General features: G+C 71.4%; 15 protein-coding genes. 8 read left to right on the top strand and 7 right to left on the bottom strand.

From position 1 onward, the window contains the following. Positions 1-45: 45 nt before the first annotated feature. The gene (locus AOK03_RS24700) at positions 46-732 is read left to right on the top strand and encodes an SDR family NAD(P)-dependent oxidoreductase (protein WP_055567535.1); all 687 of its coding nucleotides are present in this window, start codon (positions 46-48) and stop codon (positions 730-732) included. Between the two features lie 31 nt (positions 733-763). Here the strand turns inward: AOK03_RS24700 and AOK03_RS24695 are convergent, their stop codons facing one another. Further along, positions 764-2,137 carry a cryptochrome/photolyase family protein gene (locus tag AOK03_RS24695; protein WP_055567534.1) on the bottom strand — a complete coding sequence of 458 codons (1,374 nt, stop codon included), beginning with the start codon at positions 2,135-2,137 and terminating at the stop codon, positions 764-766. A gap of 195 nt (positions 2,138-2,332) precedes the next feature. On the opposite strand from AOK03_RS24695, the gene lplAB reads away from it, so the two are divergent. Further along, positions 2,333-3,397, top strand: a complete 1,065-nt coding sequence (gene lplAB / locus AOK03_RS24690) for a lipoate-protein ligase LplAB (RefSeq protein ID WP_055567533.1) — start codon at positions 2,333-2,335, stop codon at positions 3,395-3,397. Positions 3,398-3,427: 30 nt separating this feature from the next. Here the strand turns inward: lplAB and AOK03_RS24685 are convergent, their stop codons facing one another. The 6 genes from AOK03_RS24685 to AOK03_RS24660 all read right to left on the bottom strand — a co-directional run bounded on the left by AOK03_RS24685 (position 3,428) and on the right by AOK03_RS24660 (position 11,206). Next, complete coding sequence (locus AOK03_RS24685; RefSeq protein WP_079074936.1) at positions 3,428-4,102, bottom strand: DUF4232 domain-containing protein; 675 nt, start codon at positions 4,100-4,102, stop codon at positions 3,428-3,430. A 24-nt stretch (positions 4,103-4,126) separates the two neighbouring features. Then, the gene (locus AOK03_RS24680) at positions 4,127-5,125 is read right to left on the bottom strand and encodes a TIGR03842 family LLM class F420-dependent oxidoreductase (protein WP_055567538.1); all 999 of its coding nucleotides are present in this window, start codon (positions 5,123-5,125) and stop codon (positions 4,127-4,129) included. A gap of 160 nt (positions 5,126-5,285) precedes the next feature. Further along, complete coding sequence (cydC, locus tag AOK03_RS24675) at positions 5,286-7,043, bottom strand: thiol reductant ABC exporter subunit CydC (protein ID WP_055567532.1); 1,758 nt, start codon at positions 7,041-7,043, stop codon at positions 5,286-5,288. Beyond that, a complete protein-coding gene (gene cydD / locus AOK03_RS24670; protein WP_079074935.1) occupies positions 7,040-8,788 on the bottom strand; it encodes a thiol reductant ABC exporter subunit CydD in 1,749 nt (582 codons plus the stop codon). Before cydD ends, cydC begins: the two co-directional genes overlap by 4 nt. 31 nt (positions 8,789-8,819) lie before the next feature. Then, positions 8,820-9,842: a cytochrome d ubiquinol oxidase subunit II gene (cydB, locus tag AOK03_RS24665; RefSeq protein WP_055567531.1), complete on the bottom strand. Its 1,023-nt coding sequence runs from the start codon at positions 9,840-9,842 to the stop codon at positions 8,820-8,822. 62 nt (positions 9,843-9,904) lie between these two features. After that, the gene (locus AOK03_RS24660) at positions 9,905-11,206 is read right to left on the bottom strand and encodes a cytochrome ubiquinol oxidase subunit I (protein ID WP_055567530.1); all 1,302 of its coding nucleotides are present in this window, start codon (positions 11,204-11,206) and stop codon (positions 9,905-9,907) included. Between the two features lie 230 nt (positions 11,207-11,436). Between AOK03_RS24660 and AOK03_RS24655 the strand changes: the two genes are divergently transcribed. The 6 genes from AOK03_RS24655 to AOK03_RS24630 all read left to right on the top strand — a co-directional run bounded on the left by AOK03_RS24655 (position 11,437) and on the right by AOK03_RS24630 (position 16,758). Further along, a complete protein-coding gene (locus AOK03_RS24655; protein WP_055567529.1) occupies positions 11,437-12,363 on the top strand; it encodes a LysR family transcriptional regulator in 927 nt (308 codons plus the stop codon). Positions 12,364-12,602: 239 nt separating this feature from the next. Beyond that, positions 12,603-12,926, top strand: a complete 324-nt coding sequence (locus tag AOK03_RS24650; protein WP_055567528.1) for a 2Fe-2S iron-sulfur cluster-binding protein — start codon at positions 12,603-12,605, stop codon at positions 12,924-12,926. After that, a complete protein-coding gene (locus AOK03_RS24645; protein ID WP_055567527.1) occupies positions 12,926-14,197 on the top strand; it encodes an NAD(P)/FAD-dependent oxidoreductase in 1,272 nt (423 codons plus the stop codon). Before AOK03_RS24650 ends, AOK03_RS24645 begins: the two co-directional genes overlap by 1 nt. Before the next feature lie 562 nt (positions 14,198-14,759). Further along, positions 14,760-15,596 carry a PhzF family phenazine biosynthesis isomerase gene (locus tag AOK03_RS24640; RefSeq protein WP_055567536.1) on the top strand — a complete coding sequence of 279 codons (837 nt, stop codon included), beginning with the start codon at positions 14,760-14,762 and terminating at the stop codon, positions 15,594-15,596. Next, positions 15,589-16,239 (top strand): phenazine biosynthesis FMN-dependent oxidase PhzG, encoded by a 651-nt coding sequence (phzG, locus tag AOK03_RS24635; RefSeq protein WP_055567526.1) that lies wholly within the window; start codon positions 15,589-15,591, stop codon positions 16,237-16,239. Before AOK03_RS24640 ends, phzG begins: the two co-directional genes overlap by 8 nt. A 42-nt stretch (positions 16,240-16,281) precedes the next feature. After that, positions 16,282-16,758 carry a PhzA/PhzB family protein gene (locus tag AOK03_RS24630; protein WP_055567525.1) on the top strand — a complete coding sequence of 159 codons (477 nt, stop codon included), beginning with the start codon at positions 16,282-16,284 and terminating at the stop codon, positions 16,756-16,758. Positions 16,759-16,768 lie beyond the last annotated feature (10 nt).

Raw genomic sequence — 16,768 nt, 5'->3', positions numbered from 1 at the left:
CCCCCACGCCCCTCTGCCCTCTTGCCCCTTGTTGGAGGAAGACGAATGGAAATCTCGGGTGCCCGCATCCTGGTGGTCGGTGCCACCGGCGTTCTCGGCGGTCTCGCCGCGTGCGCGTTGGCGGAGCGCGGCGCACAGCTGGCGCTGGCCGGTCGCAATCAGGTGCGGCTGGCCGCTCTCGCGCGCGACCTCGGCGGGCCGCCCGCCCGCTGCTTCGAGGCCTGCGACCTGGACCAGTGCTCCGCTCTCGGGCCGTGGGCGGAGCGTGCGCTCTCGGGGCTTGAAGGGGTGCTCGTGACGGTCGGGGCGGCGGGGTTCGGCACGGTGGAGAACGTGTCGAACGCGATGGCGGGACATCTCCTGACCGTCAACGCGTTGTGCCCCATGGCGGTGCTGAGGGGCGCGGCTCCAGTGGTGGCGGACAAGGGGTTCCTGCTGGCGATCACCGGAGGGGTGCACGACGGGGTGGCGGGTGCGGCAGATACGGAGACCGCGGACGACCTCGCGGGCACCGCCGACTACACCGCGTCCAAGGCGGCGTTGAGCGGCTGGCTCAGCGTGCTCACCGAGGAGCTGGCGCCGCGGTCCGTCACGGTCCTCGACATCCGCTCGCCGCGTCTGGACACCGGATTCACCGAACGGTCGCTGACCGGTCGGCCGCCCGCCCTGCCGCCGGGGGCCGACGCGAGGCAGGCGGTGCACTCCTTGCTGGACGGCATCACCTCGATCTGAGGTCTCGCCCTGCGCCCGTCCACTGCCCTCGTCACTCGATGCCCCGAGCCCGCTTGAACCGGCCGAGCCCGTCGGCCAGATCGACGACCGGCTCGGGGTAGTCGAACCGCGCCCGCTCCTCCCCCGACAGCTTCCACGGCTCGTGGACCGCCGCGCCGCGCAGGTCGCCCAGTTCGGGCACCCAACGGCGTACGTACGTGCCGTCGGGGTCGTAACGCTTGGCCTGGAGCACGGGGTTGAGCACCCGGTTGGGGCGGCTGTCCGTGCCGGTCCCGGCCACCCACTGCCAGTTGAGCTGGTTGTTGGCGAGGTCGCCGTCGACGAGCAGCTGCTGGAAGTGGCGGGCGCCCACCCGCCAGTCGACGTACAGCGTCTTGGTGAGGAAGCTCGCGGTGAGGAGTCTGCCGCGGTTGTGCATCCAGCCCTCGTGCCGCAGCTGGCGCATCGCGGCGTCGACGACCGGGTATCCCGTCGCCCCCTCCTGCCACGCGCGGATGTCGCTGTCCGCCGACTTCCCGGAGCGCCAGCGGTCGCCGCGCGTGCGGTAGTCGTCCGCGGCCGCCGCAGGCCGGGCGGCGAGCACCTGGTGGTGGAAGTCGCGCCAGCACAGCTGCCGGACGAAGTCCGCGGCGCCCTGGGACGACCGCTTGCGGGCGGCGTGGACGAGTTCGGCGCAGGACAGCGTGCCGAAGTGCAGATGCGGCGAGAGCTTCGAGGTGGCGTCGCCCGCCAGGTCGTCGTGGTTCTCGGTGTACTGGTCGATGCCGTTGCGCAGCCAGCTCTTCCACAGGGCGCGGCCGACGCTCTCGCCGCCCTCGGCGAGGCCCGGCGAGAGCCCGTCCATCTCGTCGCGGACGGGGTACGGCTGTGAGCGGATGTGGTCCGGGACGCGCACGGTGCGCGGCGCGGCGAGCACGGCCCGCACGCCCTTCTCGGTCCAGCGGCGGAAGTACGGGGTGAAGACGGCGAAGTGGTCGGAGTTGGCCGGGGTCACGGCGCCGGGGGTGACGGCGGTGACCACGGCGTCGTGGACGTACAGGCGCCGGCCGTCCCGTTCCAGTGCCTCGCGCAGCCGCCGTTCGCGGGCGTGCGCGTACCGGCTGACCCCGGCCGCCATGTGGACCTCGTCGGCGTCCGCCGCCTCGACGACGGACCGCACCTCTTCGACGAGGTCACCGGCGCGCACCACGAGTCGGCCGCCCAGGTCGCGCAGCTGACGGTCGAGGTCGGTCAGGCAGTCGGCGAGGAACGCCTCCCGGTTCGGGCCCGCGTCGCCCAGGTCCGCGATGGCCCGGTCGCGGACGAAGAGCGGCACCACCGCGTCCGCGCCGCTGACGGCGGCGCGCAGCGGCGGATGGTCGTGCACCCGCAGATCAGAGGTGAACAGGACGACCGAGATGTGCATGGTGCGGACTCCAGTGGGCCGGGTGTTTCTTCCCTCTCTCCTTCGGACCGTCGGCCGTCCACGGATGCGCCGAACGGTGCACGGTCCCCCGCACGGCGCACACAAGGGGACATTCCGGCGCTCGGCTAGCGTTGGGGGAGGATTCGGAGACATCGAGCCGAGGGCGTTGTGTCCCGCGGGCATGGAGGAAGCACGGTGCACGGTGAGTACAAGGTTCCCGGCGGCAAGCTCGTCGTCGTGGATCTGGACGTCGAGGGCGGCGCGCTGCGGAACACCCGCGTGGCCGGTGACTTCTTCCTCGAACCGGACGAGGCGCTCGACGCGATCAACGGCGCGCTGAACGGCGCCCCCGCCGACACGGACGCCCCGGGCCTCGCCGCCCGCATCGACGCGGCGCTCCCCGAGGGCACCGTCATGTACGGCCTGACGTCGGACGGCATCGGCATCGCAGTCCGGCGCGCCCTCGCGCACGCGACGGACTGGACCGACTACGACTGGCAGCTGATCCACGAGGGGCCGCAGCCGCCCGCGCTGCACATGGCCCTGGACGAGGTCCTGACCCAGGAGGTAGCGGCGGGACGGCGCCCGCCGACGCTGCGCGTGTGGGAGTGGGCCTCGCCCTCGGTGATCATCGGCAGTTTCCAGTCGCTCGCCAACGAGGTGGACCCGGAGGGCGCGGCCCGGCACGGCATCGACGTCGTGCGCCGGATCTCGGGCGGCGGGGCGATGTTCGTGGAGCCGGGCAACACCATCACGTACTCGCTCTCCGTCCCCGACGCCCTCGTCCAGGGGCTCTCCTTCCAGGACAGCTACGCCTACCTCGACGACTGGGTGCTCGGCGCCCTCGCCGACATGGGGATCAAGGCGTGGTACCAGCCGCTCAACGACATCGCGACGGACGCGGGGAAGATCGCGGGCGCCGCGCAGAAGCGGACGGTGGCGCCGGGCGGCGCGCCGGGTGCGGTGCTGCACCACGTGACGATGTCGTACGACATCGACGCGGACAAGATGCTCGAAGTGCTGCGCATCGGCAAGGAGAAGCTCTCCGACAAGGGCACGCGGAGCGCCAAGAAGCGCGTCGATCCGCTGCGGCGCCAGACCGGGCTGCCCCGCGAGGCGGTCATCGAGCGCATGATCGACTCCTTCCGCGGCCGCTACGGTCTTGCCGAGGGGAAGGTCACCGACGAGGAGATGGCGCGCGCCCAGGAGCTCGTGCGGACCAAGTTCACGACCGCCGAGTGGACAGCCCGCGTGCCCTGACCGTGCGGGCGGGGGCGTGCGGGTGGGGGGTCAGTCGTCGTCCGACGGGCTCTTCTGCCAGGCCGTCGTGCCGAGCATGCCGGTCTCGCCGATGTCGAGGCCGCCGTCCGGCTCGACGGTCTGCCGCGGGGCGCCCTTGGCGGCGCCGATCTCCACGTAGACCCCGCTGCCCCGGCGGGTGGACGCGTCGACGGCCGAGTACCGCCACACCAGCGAGGTGTACGCGGACTCCCCCGGCCGGAGCACGACGCGGCGCGGCCCGGGGTCGTCCATGGTGGTGACCGGTTCCGTGCCCTTGAGGACCGTCACGTCGAAGAGTTCGCGGTCCAGGCCGCGGACGCGGATGTCGGGGTAGCCCTTGACCTCACGCGCGGTGTCATCGCAGTTGGTCATCGTCACGGACATCGCGCGCAGCCCCATGGCGGCGGTCACCATGCCGGGCGACATGGTGACGCCCGACTTCGGGCAGCGCCGGGTGTCGTCGGACGGGCCCGGCGCCGGAGCGTTCGTGGCCGCCGGTCCGTTCGTGGCCGCCGGTCCGTTCGTGGCCGGTGCGGGCACCGTCGCCTCCGGGGACGGCCGGTACCTCTCCGGATTCGTCTCGCGCTCCAGTTCCGCGGAGAGTCCGCAGCCCGTCAGGAGCAGGGCGGTCGCCGCGAGGGCCCCGGCCCGCCTGAGCGCTCCGGGCACGAAGATGACGGTCACGCAGGGATCATGCCATGGCCACGGCTACAGGAACTCCGGGATGACCACGGAGCCGTACGCGTCGATGACGAGCTCGCGCGCGTCGTGCATCGCGTACAACGCGAACTGGTCGACGCCCAACTCGCGCAGCTCACGCAGCCGTTCGAGGTGCGCTTCGACGGGTCCGAGGAGACAGAACCGGTCGACGATCTCGTCGGGCACGAAGGCGGTGTCGGGGTTCCCGGTGCGTCCGTGGTGGCTGTAGTCGTATCCCTCGCGGGCCTTGATGTACGCGGTGAGGGCCTCGGGCACCATGGAGGAGTGCTCGCCGTACTTGGCGACCAGGTCCGCCACGTGGTTGCCGACCATGCCGCCGAACCACCGGCACTGCTCGCGGGCGTGCGCGAGGTCGTGGCCCACGTAGGCGGGCGCGGCCACGCAGATCTTGATGTCCGCCGGGTCGCGCCCCGCGTCGGCGGCCGCGTCCCGCACGGCCTTGACCATCCACTCCGTCAGATACGGGTCGGCGAGCTGCAGGATGAACCCGTCGGCCTTCTGCCCGGCGAGCGCGAGCGCCTTCGGGCCGTACGCCGCCATCCACACCGGCAGCTTGCCGTCCCTGACCCACGGCAGCCGCAGCGGCTGCCCGCCGACGTCCGCCTCGCGCCCCTCGGCGAGGTCACGGATGACGTCGATCGCCTCGCCGAGCCGGGCCAGCGTGTTGGGCCTGCGCCCCGCGACGCGCATCGCGGAGTCGCCGCGCCCGATGCCGCAGACCGTGCGGTTGCCGTACATGTCGTTGAGCGTCGCGAAGGTCGAGGCGGTGACCTCCCAGGTCCTGGTGCCCGGGTTGGTGACCATGGGGCCGACGGTCAGCCGCGTGGTGTGTTCGAGGATGCGGCTGTAGATGACGAACGGCTCCTGCCACAGCACGGACGAGTCGAAGGTCCAGCCGTAGCGGAAGCCGTTACGCTCCGCGCGCCTCATGAGCCCGACGACCTCCGAGGCGGGCGGGTCGGTCTGCAGTACGAGTCCAAAATCCATGGCCATGGCCTTCGCTCCTCACTCCGATCGCGCGCCCTCAGGGCACACATCCACAGATCGAGCACCCCTCGAAGGTCGTCCGAGGAGGGACAATCCTCGGCTTGTCGCCGGGGCTTGGCAAGAGGGACTCCTCGCGCGTCCGGCCATGGTTCGGAGCGGCTCAGAGCGCCATGGCGGGCACCGCGTCCGTCGCCGAGTCGAGGTCCTCGTGGGTGGCGGGACGGATCCGGCCGCGGTCCAGGGTGACGATCTCGTCGGCGCCGGCGAGGCCCGCGCGCTCGTGGGTGACCAGGAGTGTGGTGCGGCCGCGGGTGGCGTCGAGGATGTCGGCGAGCACCTCGGCCGCGGTGTCCGGATCCAGTCCCTCCGTGGGTTCGTCCAGGACGAGGACGGGCGGGTCGGCGAGGAGCGCGCGGGCCAGCAGCAGACGTCGGCGCTGACCGCCGGAGACGGTGGCGCCGTCCCCGCCGAGCACGGTCTCCCAGCCTTCAGGCAGCGATTCGATCCAGTCCAGGATCCGCGCCCTGCGGGCCGCCTCGCGCAGCTCGGCGTCGGTGGCGCCGGGGGCGGCGAGGACGAGGTTGGCGCGGATCGTGGCGTGGAAGACGTGCGCGTTCTGCGTCATGCCGGTGATGGCGCGGCGGGCGTCGGCGCCGGTGCAGTCGCTGAGCTCGCGCCCGCCGACGCGGATGCTGCCCGCTTCGTACGGCACGAACCGCATGAGCGCGGCGATCAGCGTGGATTTGCCGGACCCGCTGGCTCCGAGGAGTACCACTCGATGACCGGCCGGCAGCCGCAGGCTCGCGCCGTCCAGGGCCGGGGGGCTGTCCTGGAGGTGGCGGACCCGCAGGTCGGTGATGGTCACGTCGAGCGGCTCGTCGGTGGGCAGCGGGTCCGGGGCTTGTGGGTCGGCGACGGGCGCCGGGGTGTCGAAGAGGTCGGCGAGGCGCTGCGCGGAGGCCCGGACCTCGACGAAGCGGCGGGCGGCGGCGGGCAGCGGCGCGAGCGCCTCGAAGGAGACGAGCGCGAGGACCGCGAGGACGGTGAGCTGCACGGCGGGCAGGTCGCCCGCCGCGTGGGCGCGGAGCGCGAGCCAGGTGACGCCGACCGTCGCCACGCCCTGCACCACCAGCACCATGGCCTGGGCGAGCGTGGTGGTCAGTGCCTTGTGGCGCTCCAGCCCGGCGATCCGTGCCGTGATGTCGCGGGCCCGGTCGTGGGTGCGGCCCCGGGCACCGTAGGCGGCGAGGTCGGCGGCGCCCTGCGTCAGGTCGACGGTGACGGCGGCGAGTTCGGCGCGCGCCGCCTTCTCCACGCGGCCCGCGCGGCGGGACAGTACGAGCACCAGGGCGGGCACGAGGATGCCCGCGACGGCCAGCAGCGCGCCGAGCAGCAGTCCGGCCCCCGGCAGCAGCACCGTCACCGTGCCGGTGGCGGCCGCGGCGACCACGAACGCCGCCGTGGCCGGGATCATGACCCGCAGCAGCAGATCCTGCGCCGCGTCCACGTCGTCGACGAGACGGGTCAGCAGGTCGCCGCTGCGGAAGGCGGGGGTGCCCGCCGGTGCGAGCGGCACCAGTGCCTCGAACACCCGGGCGCGGAAGCCCGCGACGGCGCGCAGCACCCCGTCGTGGCCGAGGAGCCGGTCGATGTAGCGGAGCGCTCCGCGGCCGAGGGCCAGCGCCCGCACGGCGACGATCGCGACGCTCACCGCGGACAGGGGCGGCTGTTCGGCGGCGCGGGTGATGAGCCAGGCGGCGGTGGCCATCAGCGCGGCGGCGGCGAGCTCGCTGCCGGCCGCGGCGAGGGCGGCGGGCAGCAGCCTGCGCCAGTACGGCAGGAGGTGGTGCAGGAGCCGGGCGGTGGGCCGGGGGGCGCGGGCGCGTCCGGGCGCGGCGGCCTTGACGTACGAGGTCATGAGACCACCAGCCTTTCCGAGGACGCCGGTTCGAGGGCGGGCGCGGGATCGAGGGAGAGCGCCGGTTCGGGTGACGGCGTCGGGGCGGATGCGGGGAGCGAGACGGCGCCCGCCCGGACCGTGATGATCCGGTCGACGTGCGGCAGCAGGCTGGTGCGGTGGGCGACCACGATCGCGGTGCGGCCGCGCATCAGAGCGACCGTGGCGCGCGTCACAGCGGCCTCGCTCTCGGGGTCGAGGTGTGCGGTCGGCTCGTCGAGGAGCAGGACGGGGGCGTCCTTGAGGAACGCGCGGGCCAGCGCGATCCGCTGGCGCTGACCGGCGGAGAGTCCGGCGCCATGCTCGCCGAGCACGGTGTCGTACGCCTGGGGCAGTTCCTCGACGAAGAGGTCGGCGGAGGCGGCGCGGGCCGCCTCCCGCACCTCGGCGTCGCTCGCGTCGGGGCGGCCGAGGCGGATGTTCTCGGCGACGGTCCCCGCGATCAGGTGCGGGCGTTGCGGCACCCAGGCCACCTGGGTGCACCAGTCGTCGGGGTCGAGGCCGGCGAGATCGGTGCCGCCGGCCTCGACCCGACCCGACGCGGGGGTGACGAAGCCGAGGAGCAGCGAGAGCAGCGTGGACTTGCCCGCGCCGCTCGGGCCGACCAGGGCGACGTGCTCGCCGGGGCCGATGGTCAGGGAGACGTCGCGCAGGGCGGGCTCGGTGCGGCCCGGGTAGTGGACGGTGACGTCGTGGAGGGCGAGGGATGCCGTGCGGGCGTCGGGCGCGGGGGCGCGGTCGGTGTCGGCCGGGGCGGCGTCCTCGTCGTCGAGTGCGGTGAAGACGCGTTCGGCCACCGCGATGCCCTCGGCGCTGTCGTGGAAGGCGGCGCCCATGGCGCGCAGCGGCAGATACGCCTCGGGGGCGAGGAACAGCACGACCAGGGCGGTGTGCAGGCCGACGTCGCCGTGCAGGAGTCGCAGTCCGACCGGGACGGCCACCAGGGCCACGGAGAGGGTGGCGACCGTTTCCAGGACGAGGGAGGAGAGGAAGGCCACGCGCAGGGTGCGCATGGTGGCCCGCCGGTGGGTGTCCGCCATGTCGTGCACCACCGTGATCTGGTGGCGCTCGCGGCCGAAGGCGCGCAGCGTCGGCAGTCCGGCCACCACGTCGAGGAAATGGCCGCCGAGCCGGGAGAGCAACCGCCATTGGCGGGCGGTGCGCTGGGCGGTGTGCATGCCGACCAGCGCACCGAAGACGGGGATGAGCGGCAGGGTGATGACGATGATCAGTGCCGAGGTCCAGTCGGTCCAGCCGACCCAGGCGACCACGGTGAGGGGTACGACCGCGACGGCCGCCTGGGTGGGCAGGTAGCCGACGACGTAGGGGTCGAGGGCGTCGAGGCCGCGGGTGAGCAGGGTGGCCGTCTCGCCGTGGCGGCGGTCCGCGAGGCGCAGGGGTGCCGTCCGCTGCAGCTGTCCGGTGATCCGGTCCCGCAGGGTGGCCTTGGCGTCGGCCGCGGCGCGCTGGGCGAGCGCGCCGCGGGCCCAGGTGAGCAGGGCGCGCAGGGCCATGACGGTGCCCAGCGCGGCCAGCGTGCCGGTGCGGATCCCGTGTCCGGCGAAGCCGTCCGCGAGGGCCGTCGCCAGCAGGACCGCCTGGGTGACGATGAGCCCGGCGCCCGCCAGGGCCAGCACCGAGGAGTACGTCATGTGGCGCCGCAGTGCCGGGATCTCCCGCATCAGTCGGCGTTCGACGGGCTTCATCGTAGGGGTCCCTCTCGTCGCTTTCCGGGGGTCAGAAGTAGCTGGGGTGACGCTGGCCCGTCCGCCCCCGGAAGGCCCACCAGCTCCAGAACTGGTAGGCGAGGATCGTCGGGATCACCAGGACCCCGAAGCCGCTCAGGATCTTCAGCGTGGCGTCGTCCGTGATCGCGTGGTCGATGTCCAGACCCGCGCCGGCCCCGGTGGTCAGGAGGTACGGGTAGTGGCCGGCCCCCAGGAGCAGCACCGGCAGCGCGGTGGCGCAGCAGGTGGCGGCGAACGCCAGGACGTTGTGTCCCTGGCTGAGGTACCACCAGGCGGCGGCGAGCGCCGCCACGATCAGGGCGGCGATGATCCACGACGTGGTGCGGTTCGTCATGTCGGCGCCCGCGCCGAAGATCGTGAGGAGCAGCGCGAGGGCGCCGACGGCGGCGACGCCGACGAGCAGGTTGGCGGCCGTCTTCCGTGCCTTGGCGGCGAGTTCGGGCCCGGAGCGCAGGGCGACGAAGGTCGCTCCGTGCACCGCGAAGAGCAGCGCGGTGGTGACGCCGCAGGCCAGCACGAACGGCGAGAACACCTCGCCGAACCCGATGTGGAAGCTGCCGTCGGCGCGGCGGGGCACGCCGTGGAGCAGCAGCCCCACGACGAGGCCCCAGCACACGGCCGGGACGGCGCCGCCGACCACGATCAGGACGTCCCACGCCCCGCGGCCGCGGGCGCTGCGGGAGCGGCGGCGCAGCTGGACCGCGGCGTTGCCGAGGACCAGACCGGCGAGGATCGCCACGATCAGCGGGTACATGCCGGACAGGAGGGTGCCTTCGAGGTGCGGGAAGGCACCGAACATGACTCCGGCGAAGGCGACCAGCCAGACCTCGTTGCCCAGGAAGAACGGCGCGATGGCGTCGAGGGCGGCGTTTCCGCTGGTGCGCTTCTCCTCCTGACCGTCTCGGCCGAGGAAGGGGTGCAGCATCTGTGCGCCGTAGTCGTAGCCGCCGAGCACAAAGTACCCGGCGAGTAGCAGGCCGAGGAGGGCCAGCCAGACGGTCTCCAGACTCATCTCGCTCAACTTTCCGTTACAGCAGGGGAGGTCATCTCGGGGGGGGTGCCGGTCGGCCCGGCTCAGAGAGCGGGTACCGGCTGCTTCTCGTCGGCGCTGCCGCCCGGACCTTCGGGCAGGTCGTCCGGCAGCGGCTCGCTGACGCCGAGCTGAGTGGCGTCGGGGCCCCGGATGGCGAACTTGGTGATCAGGGTCCAGTTCGTCACCGCCAGTGCGACGAAGATGGCGATGAAGAGCACGCAGGACAGGAGCAGTGATGTCTTCCCGACGTGGGACAGGGCGTCCTCGACCGTCAACTGGCCGTACACGATCCACGGTTGGCGTCCGACCTCGCGGACGATCCAGCCGCCCACGGAGGCGATGAACGGGAAGGGGATGGTCGCGACGACGATCCACGAGGCCCAGCGCCAGCGCATCAGCCGGTCCTTCCAGAGAAGGATCAGGGCGATGAAGGTGATGGTGGACACGGTGTTGCCGATGAGCGTCATGGCGTCCATCGAGATCCGCATGGTGTCCTGCCAGGGCACGTAGTTGCCCGGGCCGTGCTCCTTGACGAGCTGGGCCTGCAGTTCGGCGACGCCGCTGTTCTCCAGGACCGCGTCCTTCATGGGCTGCGTGCGCTCGATGATGGGGCGCTGCATCTCGCCGACGATGACGACGAAGAAGGAGGCGACGGTCGAGACCCAGAGTCCCAGCTTCAGGGAGGGCCGGAAGAGCTCCCTCTCCTTGGTGCCCCGCAGGAAGTGGTACGCGCTGACGCCGGCGACGAAGACGCCGCCCGTGGTCAGGGCACCCAGCGAGAGGTGGAAGAGGGCCATCAGGGCGCTGGAGTTGGTGAGCAGCGCCGCGAAGTCGGTGAGGTAGGCGGCGCCGTCGCGCACTTCGTAGCCGACCGGGTGCTGCATGAAGCCGTTGGCGATCAGGATCCAGTACCCGGAGGCGTACGCGGTCAGGGCGACCAGCCAGATGAGCGTGACGTGCACGCCTCTGCGCAGCCGGCCCCAGCCGAAGATCCACATGCCGAGGAAGGTGGACTCGGCGAAGAAGGCGATGAGGGTCTCGAGCGCCAGCGGTGCGCCGAAGACGTTGCCCGCGAACTTGCTCAGGCCGCTCCAGCTGAGTCCGAACTGGAACTCCATGACGAGGCCGGTGACGATGCCGACCGCGTAGTTGATGACGTAGAGCTGACCCCAGAAGCGGGTCATACGCTCCCGGACTGCTCTTTTTTCGGGATCACGGGTGAACGCGGCCCGGGTGTGCATGATCGCGACGATGGGGACGAGGCCCATGGTGAGGATCACGAACAGCCAGTGGATGCCGGTCGTGGCCGCGAACTGGAGTCGGGCCAGATCCGCAGCGCTCATGATGCGACCTTCCTGGGGGGACGGTGGCCGGTTTGGACGGCTGGAGGGTTCGGTCTCGGTGGGTGGACGGTGGACGGTGGGGCCCCCGCTTCGCGTGTGCGGATGCCGGGCGCCGTTGCCCGCCATCCGTGCGGTGACCTCGATAAAGACGGTAGAGAGAATTCCTTATGCAATCCAAGACCGGTTTTGCCATGTGAAGATGTCCCGGAAGGCATAAGTGAAGGTGGACCATGGATCTTCTGCAGTTGCGCTACTTCCAGGCAGTCGCCCGTTTCGAGCACATCAGCCGTGCCGCGGAGGAGCTGCACGTCGCCCAGCCCTCCCTCAGCCGCACCATCGCGCGCCTGGAGGCCGAGCTCGGCACCCCCCTCTTCGACCGCCAGGGCCGCCGCATCCGGCTGAATCAGTACGGTGCGGTGTTCCTGCGCCACGTGGACCGCGCCCTGAGCGAGCTCGACGACGCCCGCAGGGTCCTGCGCGACGCCCGCGACACGGCGTTCGGCCGGGTCAGCGTGGCCTCGGAGACCCTCCTGACCATCACCCATCTCCTCGGCAGCTTCCGGGCCGCCTACCCCCGCGCGGACGTGCGGCTGTACCAGTCGAACGCGGAGGAGATGGACCGCCAGCTGCGCGCCAGGGAGGTCGACTTCTGTGTGGCCTCACAGCCGCTGACCGGCACGAACCTCGAGTCGATCGAGCTGGCCCGCGAGGAGGTGCTGCTCGCCGTCCCGCGCGGCCACTGGCTCGACGGACAGGAGAGCGTGACGATCCGTGAGATCGCCGCCGAACCCTTCGTGACGACCCGCCCCGGCCAGTGGCAACGCACGCTCCTCGACCGGCTGTTCGCGTCCGAAGGGCTCACCCCACTGCTGTCCTGCGAGGGCGACGAACCGGGCGCGAGCCAGGACATGATCAGTGCGGGGCTCGGCATCGGACTGATCCCGGCCATCTCGCGCCAGGCCGGTACGGACTCCCAAGTCCCCGTGGCCTGGGTGCACTTGGACGCGCCCGACTGCTCCCGGGTGCTCACCCTGGTGTGGAGCCGCGACACCTACCTCTCCGACGCGGCGGTGAAGTTCCGGGAGTTCACCACCAGCAGGCCCTTCATGACGCACCGCCTGCCCGACTCCCGCCGCGGACGCGGACGCCGCCCCTGAGGTTCCCCGGCGGTCCTGGCTTGGCCGGATTCGGTTTGGTACTCTCCAATCGCTGCCACAGCCCTGGCCCAGGACGTCGCGTGTCCCGACGGCCAGCGTGTGATGGCGAGTCGACAGGGGTGTCGCCGTTCCCCCATCGACCGTCGGCACGCCATCTCCACCTTCCGTTTTCCACTTGCCAGGCATCCGCACCACGGACCGCCATCGCGCGCGTCCGGATGCCATCGAGGAGTTCCGTCATGCCCAAAATCACGTACGTCGCCGTCGACGGGAACCAGAACACCATCGACGTCCCCGTCGGTACGAGCGTCATGCGCGGCGCCGTTTTCAACGACATTGACGGCATCGTCGCCCAGTGCGGCGGCAACATGCAGTGCGCCACCTGCCACGTCTACGTGGACGAGACCACCCTCGACAAGCTGGAGCCGCCGAAGGAGCGCGAGGACGAGATGCTCGACTTCACCGCGTGCCCGCGCAAGCCCAACAGCCGGCTGAGCTGCCAGCTCAAGTCCAGCGAGGCGCTGGACGGCCTCATCGTCCACACCCCCGAACGGCAGAACTGATGACGGACCACGCACACCCCGAGTCGGTCGTCGTGGTGGGGGCCGGCCAGGGCGGCTACCAGACCGCGGCATCCCTGCGGGAGCGCGGCTACCAGGGCTGCATCACCCTCATCAGCGCCGAGGACGCGCTCCCCTACGAGCGTCCGCCGCTCTCCAAGGCGTACCTCAAGGGCGAGGCGGACGAGGCCATGCTGTGGCTGCGCCCCGCCACGTACTACGTGCGCCAGTCGATCGACCTGGTCTCAGGCACCGTCACGAACATCGACCCGGCCGCCCGCTCGGTGCGGCTGGCCGACGGTTCCACGTACGACTACGGCCACCTCGTCCTCGCCACCGGCGCCACGCCCCGCACGCTCGACGTGCCGGGCAAGGAGCTGCGCGGCGTGCACACCCTGCGCACCGCGCAGGACGCCGTCGCGCTGCAGGCGTCGCTGGCCGGGGCGCGGCGCGCCGTGGTGGTGGGGGCCGGGTTCATCGGTCTCGAATTCGCCGCCGTGGCGCGGGAGGCGGGCGTCGAGGTGACGGTCGTCGAGGCGCTCGACCGTCCGCTCGCCCGGGTCGTGTCGGCGCCGACCGCGGAGCACTTCACGCGGCTGCACCGGAGCAAGGGCACGGAGCTGCTGTTCGGGCAGGGCGTCAAGGCCCTGCACGGCGACGGCCGTTCGAGCGTGTCGGCGGTGGAGCTGGCCGACGGCAGCAGACTGCCCGCCGACCTGGTCCTGATCGGCGTCGGTGTCACCCCGCGCACGGAACTGGCCGCCGCGGCCGGGCTTCCGGTGAACGGCGGAATCACCGTCGACGCACAGCTGCGCACCGATGACCCGCACATCTCCGCCATCGGTGACTGCGCGGCATTCCCGCAGGTGCGTTCCGGAAATCGATTCCGGCTGGAATCCGTGCAGAATGCCGTCGGACATGCCCAGTCGGTTGCCGAGCGACTGGCGAGAACGCCGCGCGCGTACGACGAACTGCCCTGGTTCTGGAGCGATCAGTTCGCCACGACCGTACAGATCGCGGGATTCAATGAAGGGCACGAGAGCGAGGTGGTGCTCGGTGACGACCCCGACGCCTTCTCGGTGCTCCTCTTCCGCGGGAAGGACCTCCAGGCCGTCGAGTCCGTCAACCGACCCACGGACCACATCGCGGCACGCCGTCTCCTGACGCAGGGCGCGACCTTGACGCCCGAGGAGGCGTCGGCGCCGGGATTCAGCCTCAGGGAGTACCTCCGGAGCCTCGCCGGACGCGGGACGGAGGCGCCGGTGCCGATGTGACGGCGACGGACGCGCGCGACTGGAATTATCTATTCCAATTCCCGTCGCGCGCCGCTCCGTCGGCAGGAAATTATTGATTAATTCTTTTGCGGTCTGACCTTGTAATTTTTGAATGTGCACCCAGAGCTAATTCAGGCATGCCGCTGCGCGGTTGATCGCAGCACCGCGTTCATGCGGAAAAAAACCAAACGGTATTGATTTATTTCCCTGTGACCGGCAGGATCGAACAAGGCCAACGGGGGGCCTTGAGGGATGTTGCGTGCCCCCTTCTTGATTTTTCTGCCATTCGCAGAGGGGGCATCGTGCTCGGTAATTCACGCCTGAGCCGTCCGGTGTACGACAACACCACTCCCGGCGACGTCACCGACGGGTGCGCCCGGCCCGCCCGGCTGCCGCGCCCGGCGTCGTTCCAGCCGGATTCAGTTCCGATCAAAGATCGATCGCGCATCGTGGGCATGGTCCGGGCCGGAGCCGCCCGGGTCACGAGCCCCACCGCCCCATGAACCGCCGGGCCGGCGTCCTCCCCCGAGCGCCGGCCCGGCACCTCAACCGTGGAGAACTGATGCACAGCTACGTAGTGGTCGACGCGTTCGCCCGAGAGCCTCTCACCGGTAACCCGGTCGCGGTGTTCTTCGACGCCGACGACCTGAGCGCCGAGCAGATGCAGCGCATCGCTCGGGAGATGAACCTCTCGGAGACCACGTTCGTCCTCGGCCCCAAGCAGGGCGGGGACGTACACGTGCGGATCTTCACGCCCGTCAACGAACTCCCCTTCGCTGGCCACCCGTTGCTGGGCACGGCCATCGCGCTCGGGCAGCGCACCGACGCGAACCAGCTGCGGATCGAGACCGCCATGGGCGTGATCCCGTTCGAGCTGCAGCGCGTCGGCGGGAAGGTCGTCTCGACGAGCATGCGCCAGCCGGTGCCCGTGTGGGAGCCCTTCGACCGCGCCGACGAGCTCCTCGAAGCGCTGGGCGTCCGCGAGTCGACGCTGCCGGTGGAGATCTACCGCAACGGCCCGCGGCACACCCTTGTCGGCTTCGAGAGCTTCGAGGCCCTGTCGAAGGTCGACCCCGACCACCGCGCGCTCGCGAGCTTCCCCGACATGGCGACCAACTGCATCGCGGGCTCCGGGACCACCTGGCGCAACCGCATGTTCTCGCCCGCGTACGGAGTCGTGGAGGACGCCGCCACCGGCTCCGTCGCCGGCCCGATCGCCATCCACATCGCCCGGCACGGCCTCGCCTCGTACGGGCAGCGCATCGAGATCACCCAGGGCATCGAGATCGGCCGCCCCTCCCCCATGAGCGCGTTCGTCCAGGGCGAGGGCGACCGCGTCGACTCCGTCGAGGTCTCCGGCCACGGCGTCGTCACGATCGAAGGAGTCATCCATGTCTGATGTACGGCGTTCCGAGACGCTGACCGGCACCGTCGAGGTGGACTTCCCCGAGTTCCGTGTGCCGCCGGCGGAGCCGCTGGGGCTGCTGGCGTCCTGGCTGAAGGCGGCCACCGAGCAGGGCGTGCGCGAGCCGCGGGCCCTCGCGCTGGCCACCGCGGACGCCCGGGGGCGGACCTCCTCACGGATCCTGGCGGTCAACCAGATCACCGACACCGGCATCGTGTTCATCACCCACGCCGGCAGCCAGAAGGGCCACGAACTGGCCGCCAACCCCTGGGCCTCCGGCGTCCTGTACTGGCGCGAGACCAGCCAGCAGGTCACCGTGGCCGGCCCGGTGCGCCGGCTGCCGCGCGCCGAGGCCGAGGCGCTGTGGGCGGCCCGCGCGGTGTTCACCCACGCCATGTCCACCGTCTCGCTGCAGAGCGAACCGCTGCGCGACCTGGACCACCTGGAGGAGATCCGCGCCCGGGCCCTGGAGCTGGGCGAGCCGGCCCGCCCGCTGCCCTGCCCGGACACCTTCGTGGCCTACAGCCTGGAGCCGGCCGCGGTGGAGTTCTGGGCGAACGGCACCGACCGGCTGCACGAGCGGCTGCGCTACGACCGCACCGACAGCGGCTGGGACACCACCCGCCTGCAGCCCTGAACCCCGCCACCCGCCCCTGCCCCGCGTTCTCACGGAGTCGTCATGACCGCCCCGGTGTTCACCACCCACCTCGACCTGCGCGCCCGCAACCGGCGGGCCGTGGAGCAGTACATGGAAATCGGCCCGCAGGCCCGGCTGCGCCGCTACACCCTCTACACCGAGGACGGCACCGCGGCCCTGTTCAACACCGACATCGGCCGGCCCATCGTGGTCCAGGGCCGCGACAAGCTGCAAAAGCACGGCGAGCTGTCCCTCAAGGTGCTCCCCGACTGGGAGTGGTTCGACGTCCAGATCTACGAGACCCAGGACCCCGCGGTCATCTGGGTCGAGTGCGACGGCGAGGGCACCATCCGCTTCCCCGGCTATCCCGAGGGCCGCTACCGCAACCACTTCATCCACGGCTTCACCCTGGACGACGGAAAGATCGCCGCCAGCCGCGAATACACCAACCCCATCGAGCACATGCGCGCCCTCAACATCGAAACCCCCCACATCAAACGCGACTGGATCCCCTCCTGACCCAGGAGCC

The organism is Streptomyces atriruber, from assembly GCF_001418325.1.
Taxonomy (GTDB): Bacteria; Actinomycetota; Actinomycetes; order Streptomycetales; family Streptomycetaceae; genus Streptomyces; species Streptomyces atriruber.
This window is presented reverse-complemented; position numbering and strand designations above follow the sequence as displayed.

Coding starts and splice junctions, on each gene's coding strand:
- cydC (WP_055567532.1), bottom strand. CDS start 7,043: ATGACCTCGTACGTCAAGGCCGCCGCGCCCGGACGCGCCCGCGCCCCC.
- AOK03_RS24640 (WP_055567536.1), top strand. CDS start 14,760: ATGCACAGCTACGTAGTGGTCGACGCGTTCGCCCGAGAGCCTCTCACC.
- AOK03_RS24700 (WP_055567535.1), top strand. CDS start 46: ATGGAAATCTCGGGTGCCCGCATCCTGGTGGTCGGTGCCACCGGCGTT.
- AOK03_RS24645 (WP_055567527.1), top strand. CDS start 12,926: ATGACGGACCACGCACACCCCGAGTCGGTCGTCGTGGTGGGGGCCGGC.
- cydB (WP_055567531.1), bottom strand. CDS start 9,842: ATGAGTCTGGAGACCGTCTGGCTGGCCCTCCTCGGCCTGCTACTCGCC.
- AOK03_RS24650 (WP_055567528.1), top strand. CDS start 12,603: ATGCCCAAAATCACGTACGTCGCCGTCGACGGGAACCAGAACACCATC.
- phzG (WP_055567526.1), top strand. CDS start 15,589: ATGTCTGATGTACGGCGTTCCGAGACGCTGACCGGCACCGTCGAGGTG.
- AOK03_RS24695 (WP_055567534.1), bottom strand. CDS start 2,137: ATGCACATCTCGGTCGTCCTGTTCACCTCTGATCTGCGGGTGCACGAC.
- AOK03_RS24680 (WP_055567538.1), bottom strand. CDS start 5,125: ATGGATTTTGGACTCGTACTGCAGACCGACCCGCCCGCCTCGGAGGTC.
- AOK03_RS24630 (WP_055567525.1), top strand. CDS start 16,282: ATGACCGCCCCGGTGTTCACCACCCACCTCGACCTGCGCGCCCGCAAC.
- AOK03_RS24660 (WP_055567530.1), bottom strand. CDS start 11,206: ATGAGCGCTGCGGATCTGGCCCGACTCCAGTTCGCGGCCACGACCGGC.
- cydD (WP_079074935.1), bottom strand. CDS start 8,788: ATGAAGCCCGTCGAACGCCGACTGATGCGGGAGATCCCGGCACTGCGG.
- AOK03_RS24655 (WP_055567529.1), top strand. CDS start 11,437: ATGGATCTTCTGCAGTTGCGCTACTTCCAGGCAGTCGCCCGTTTCGAG.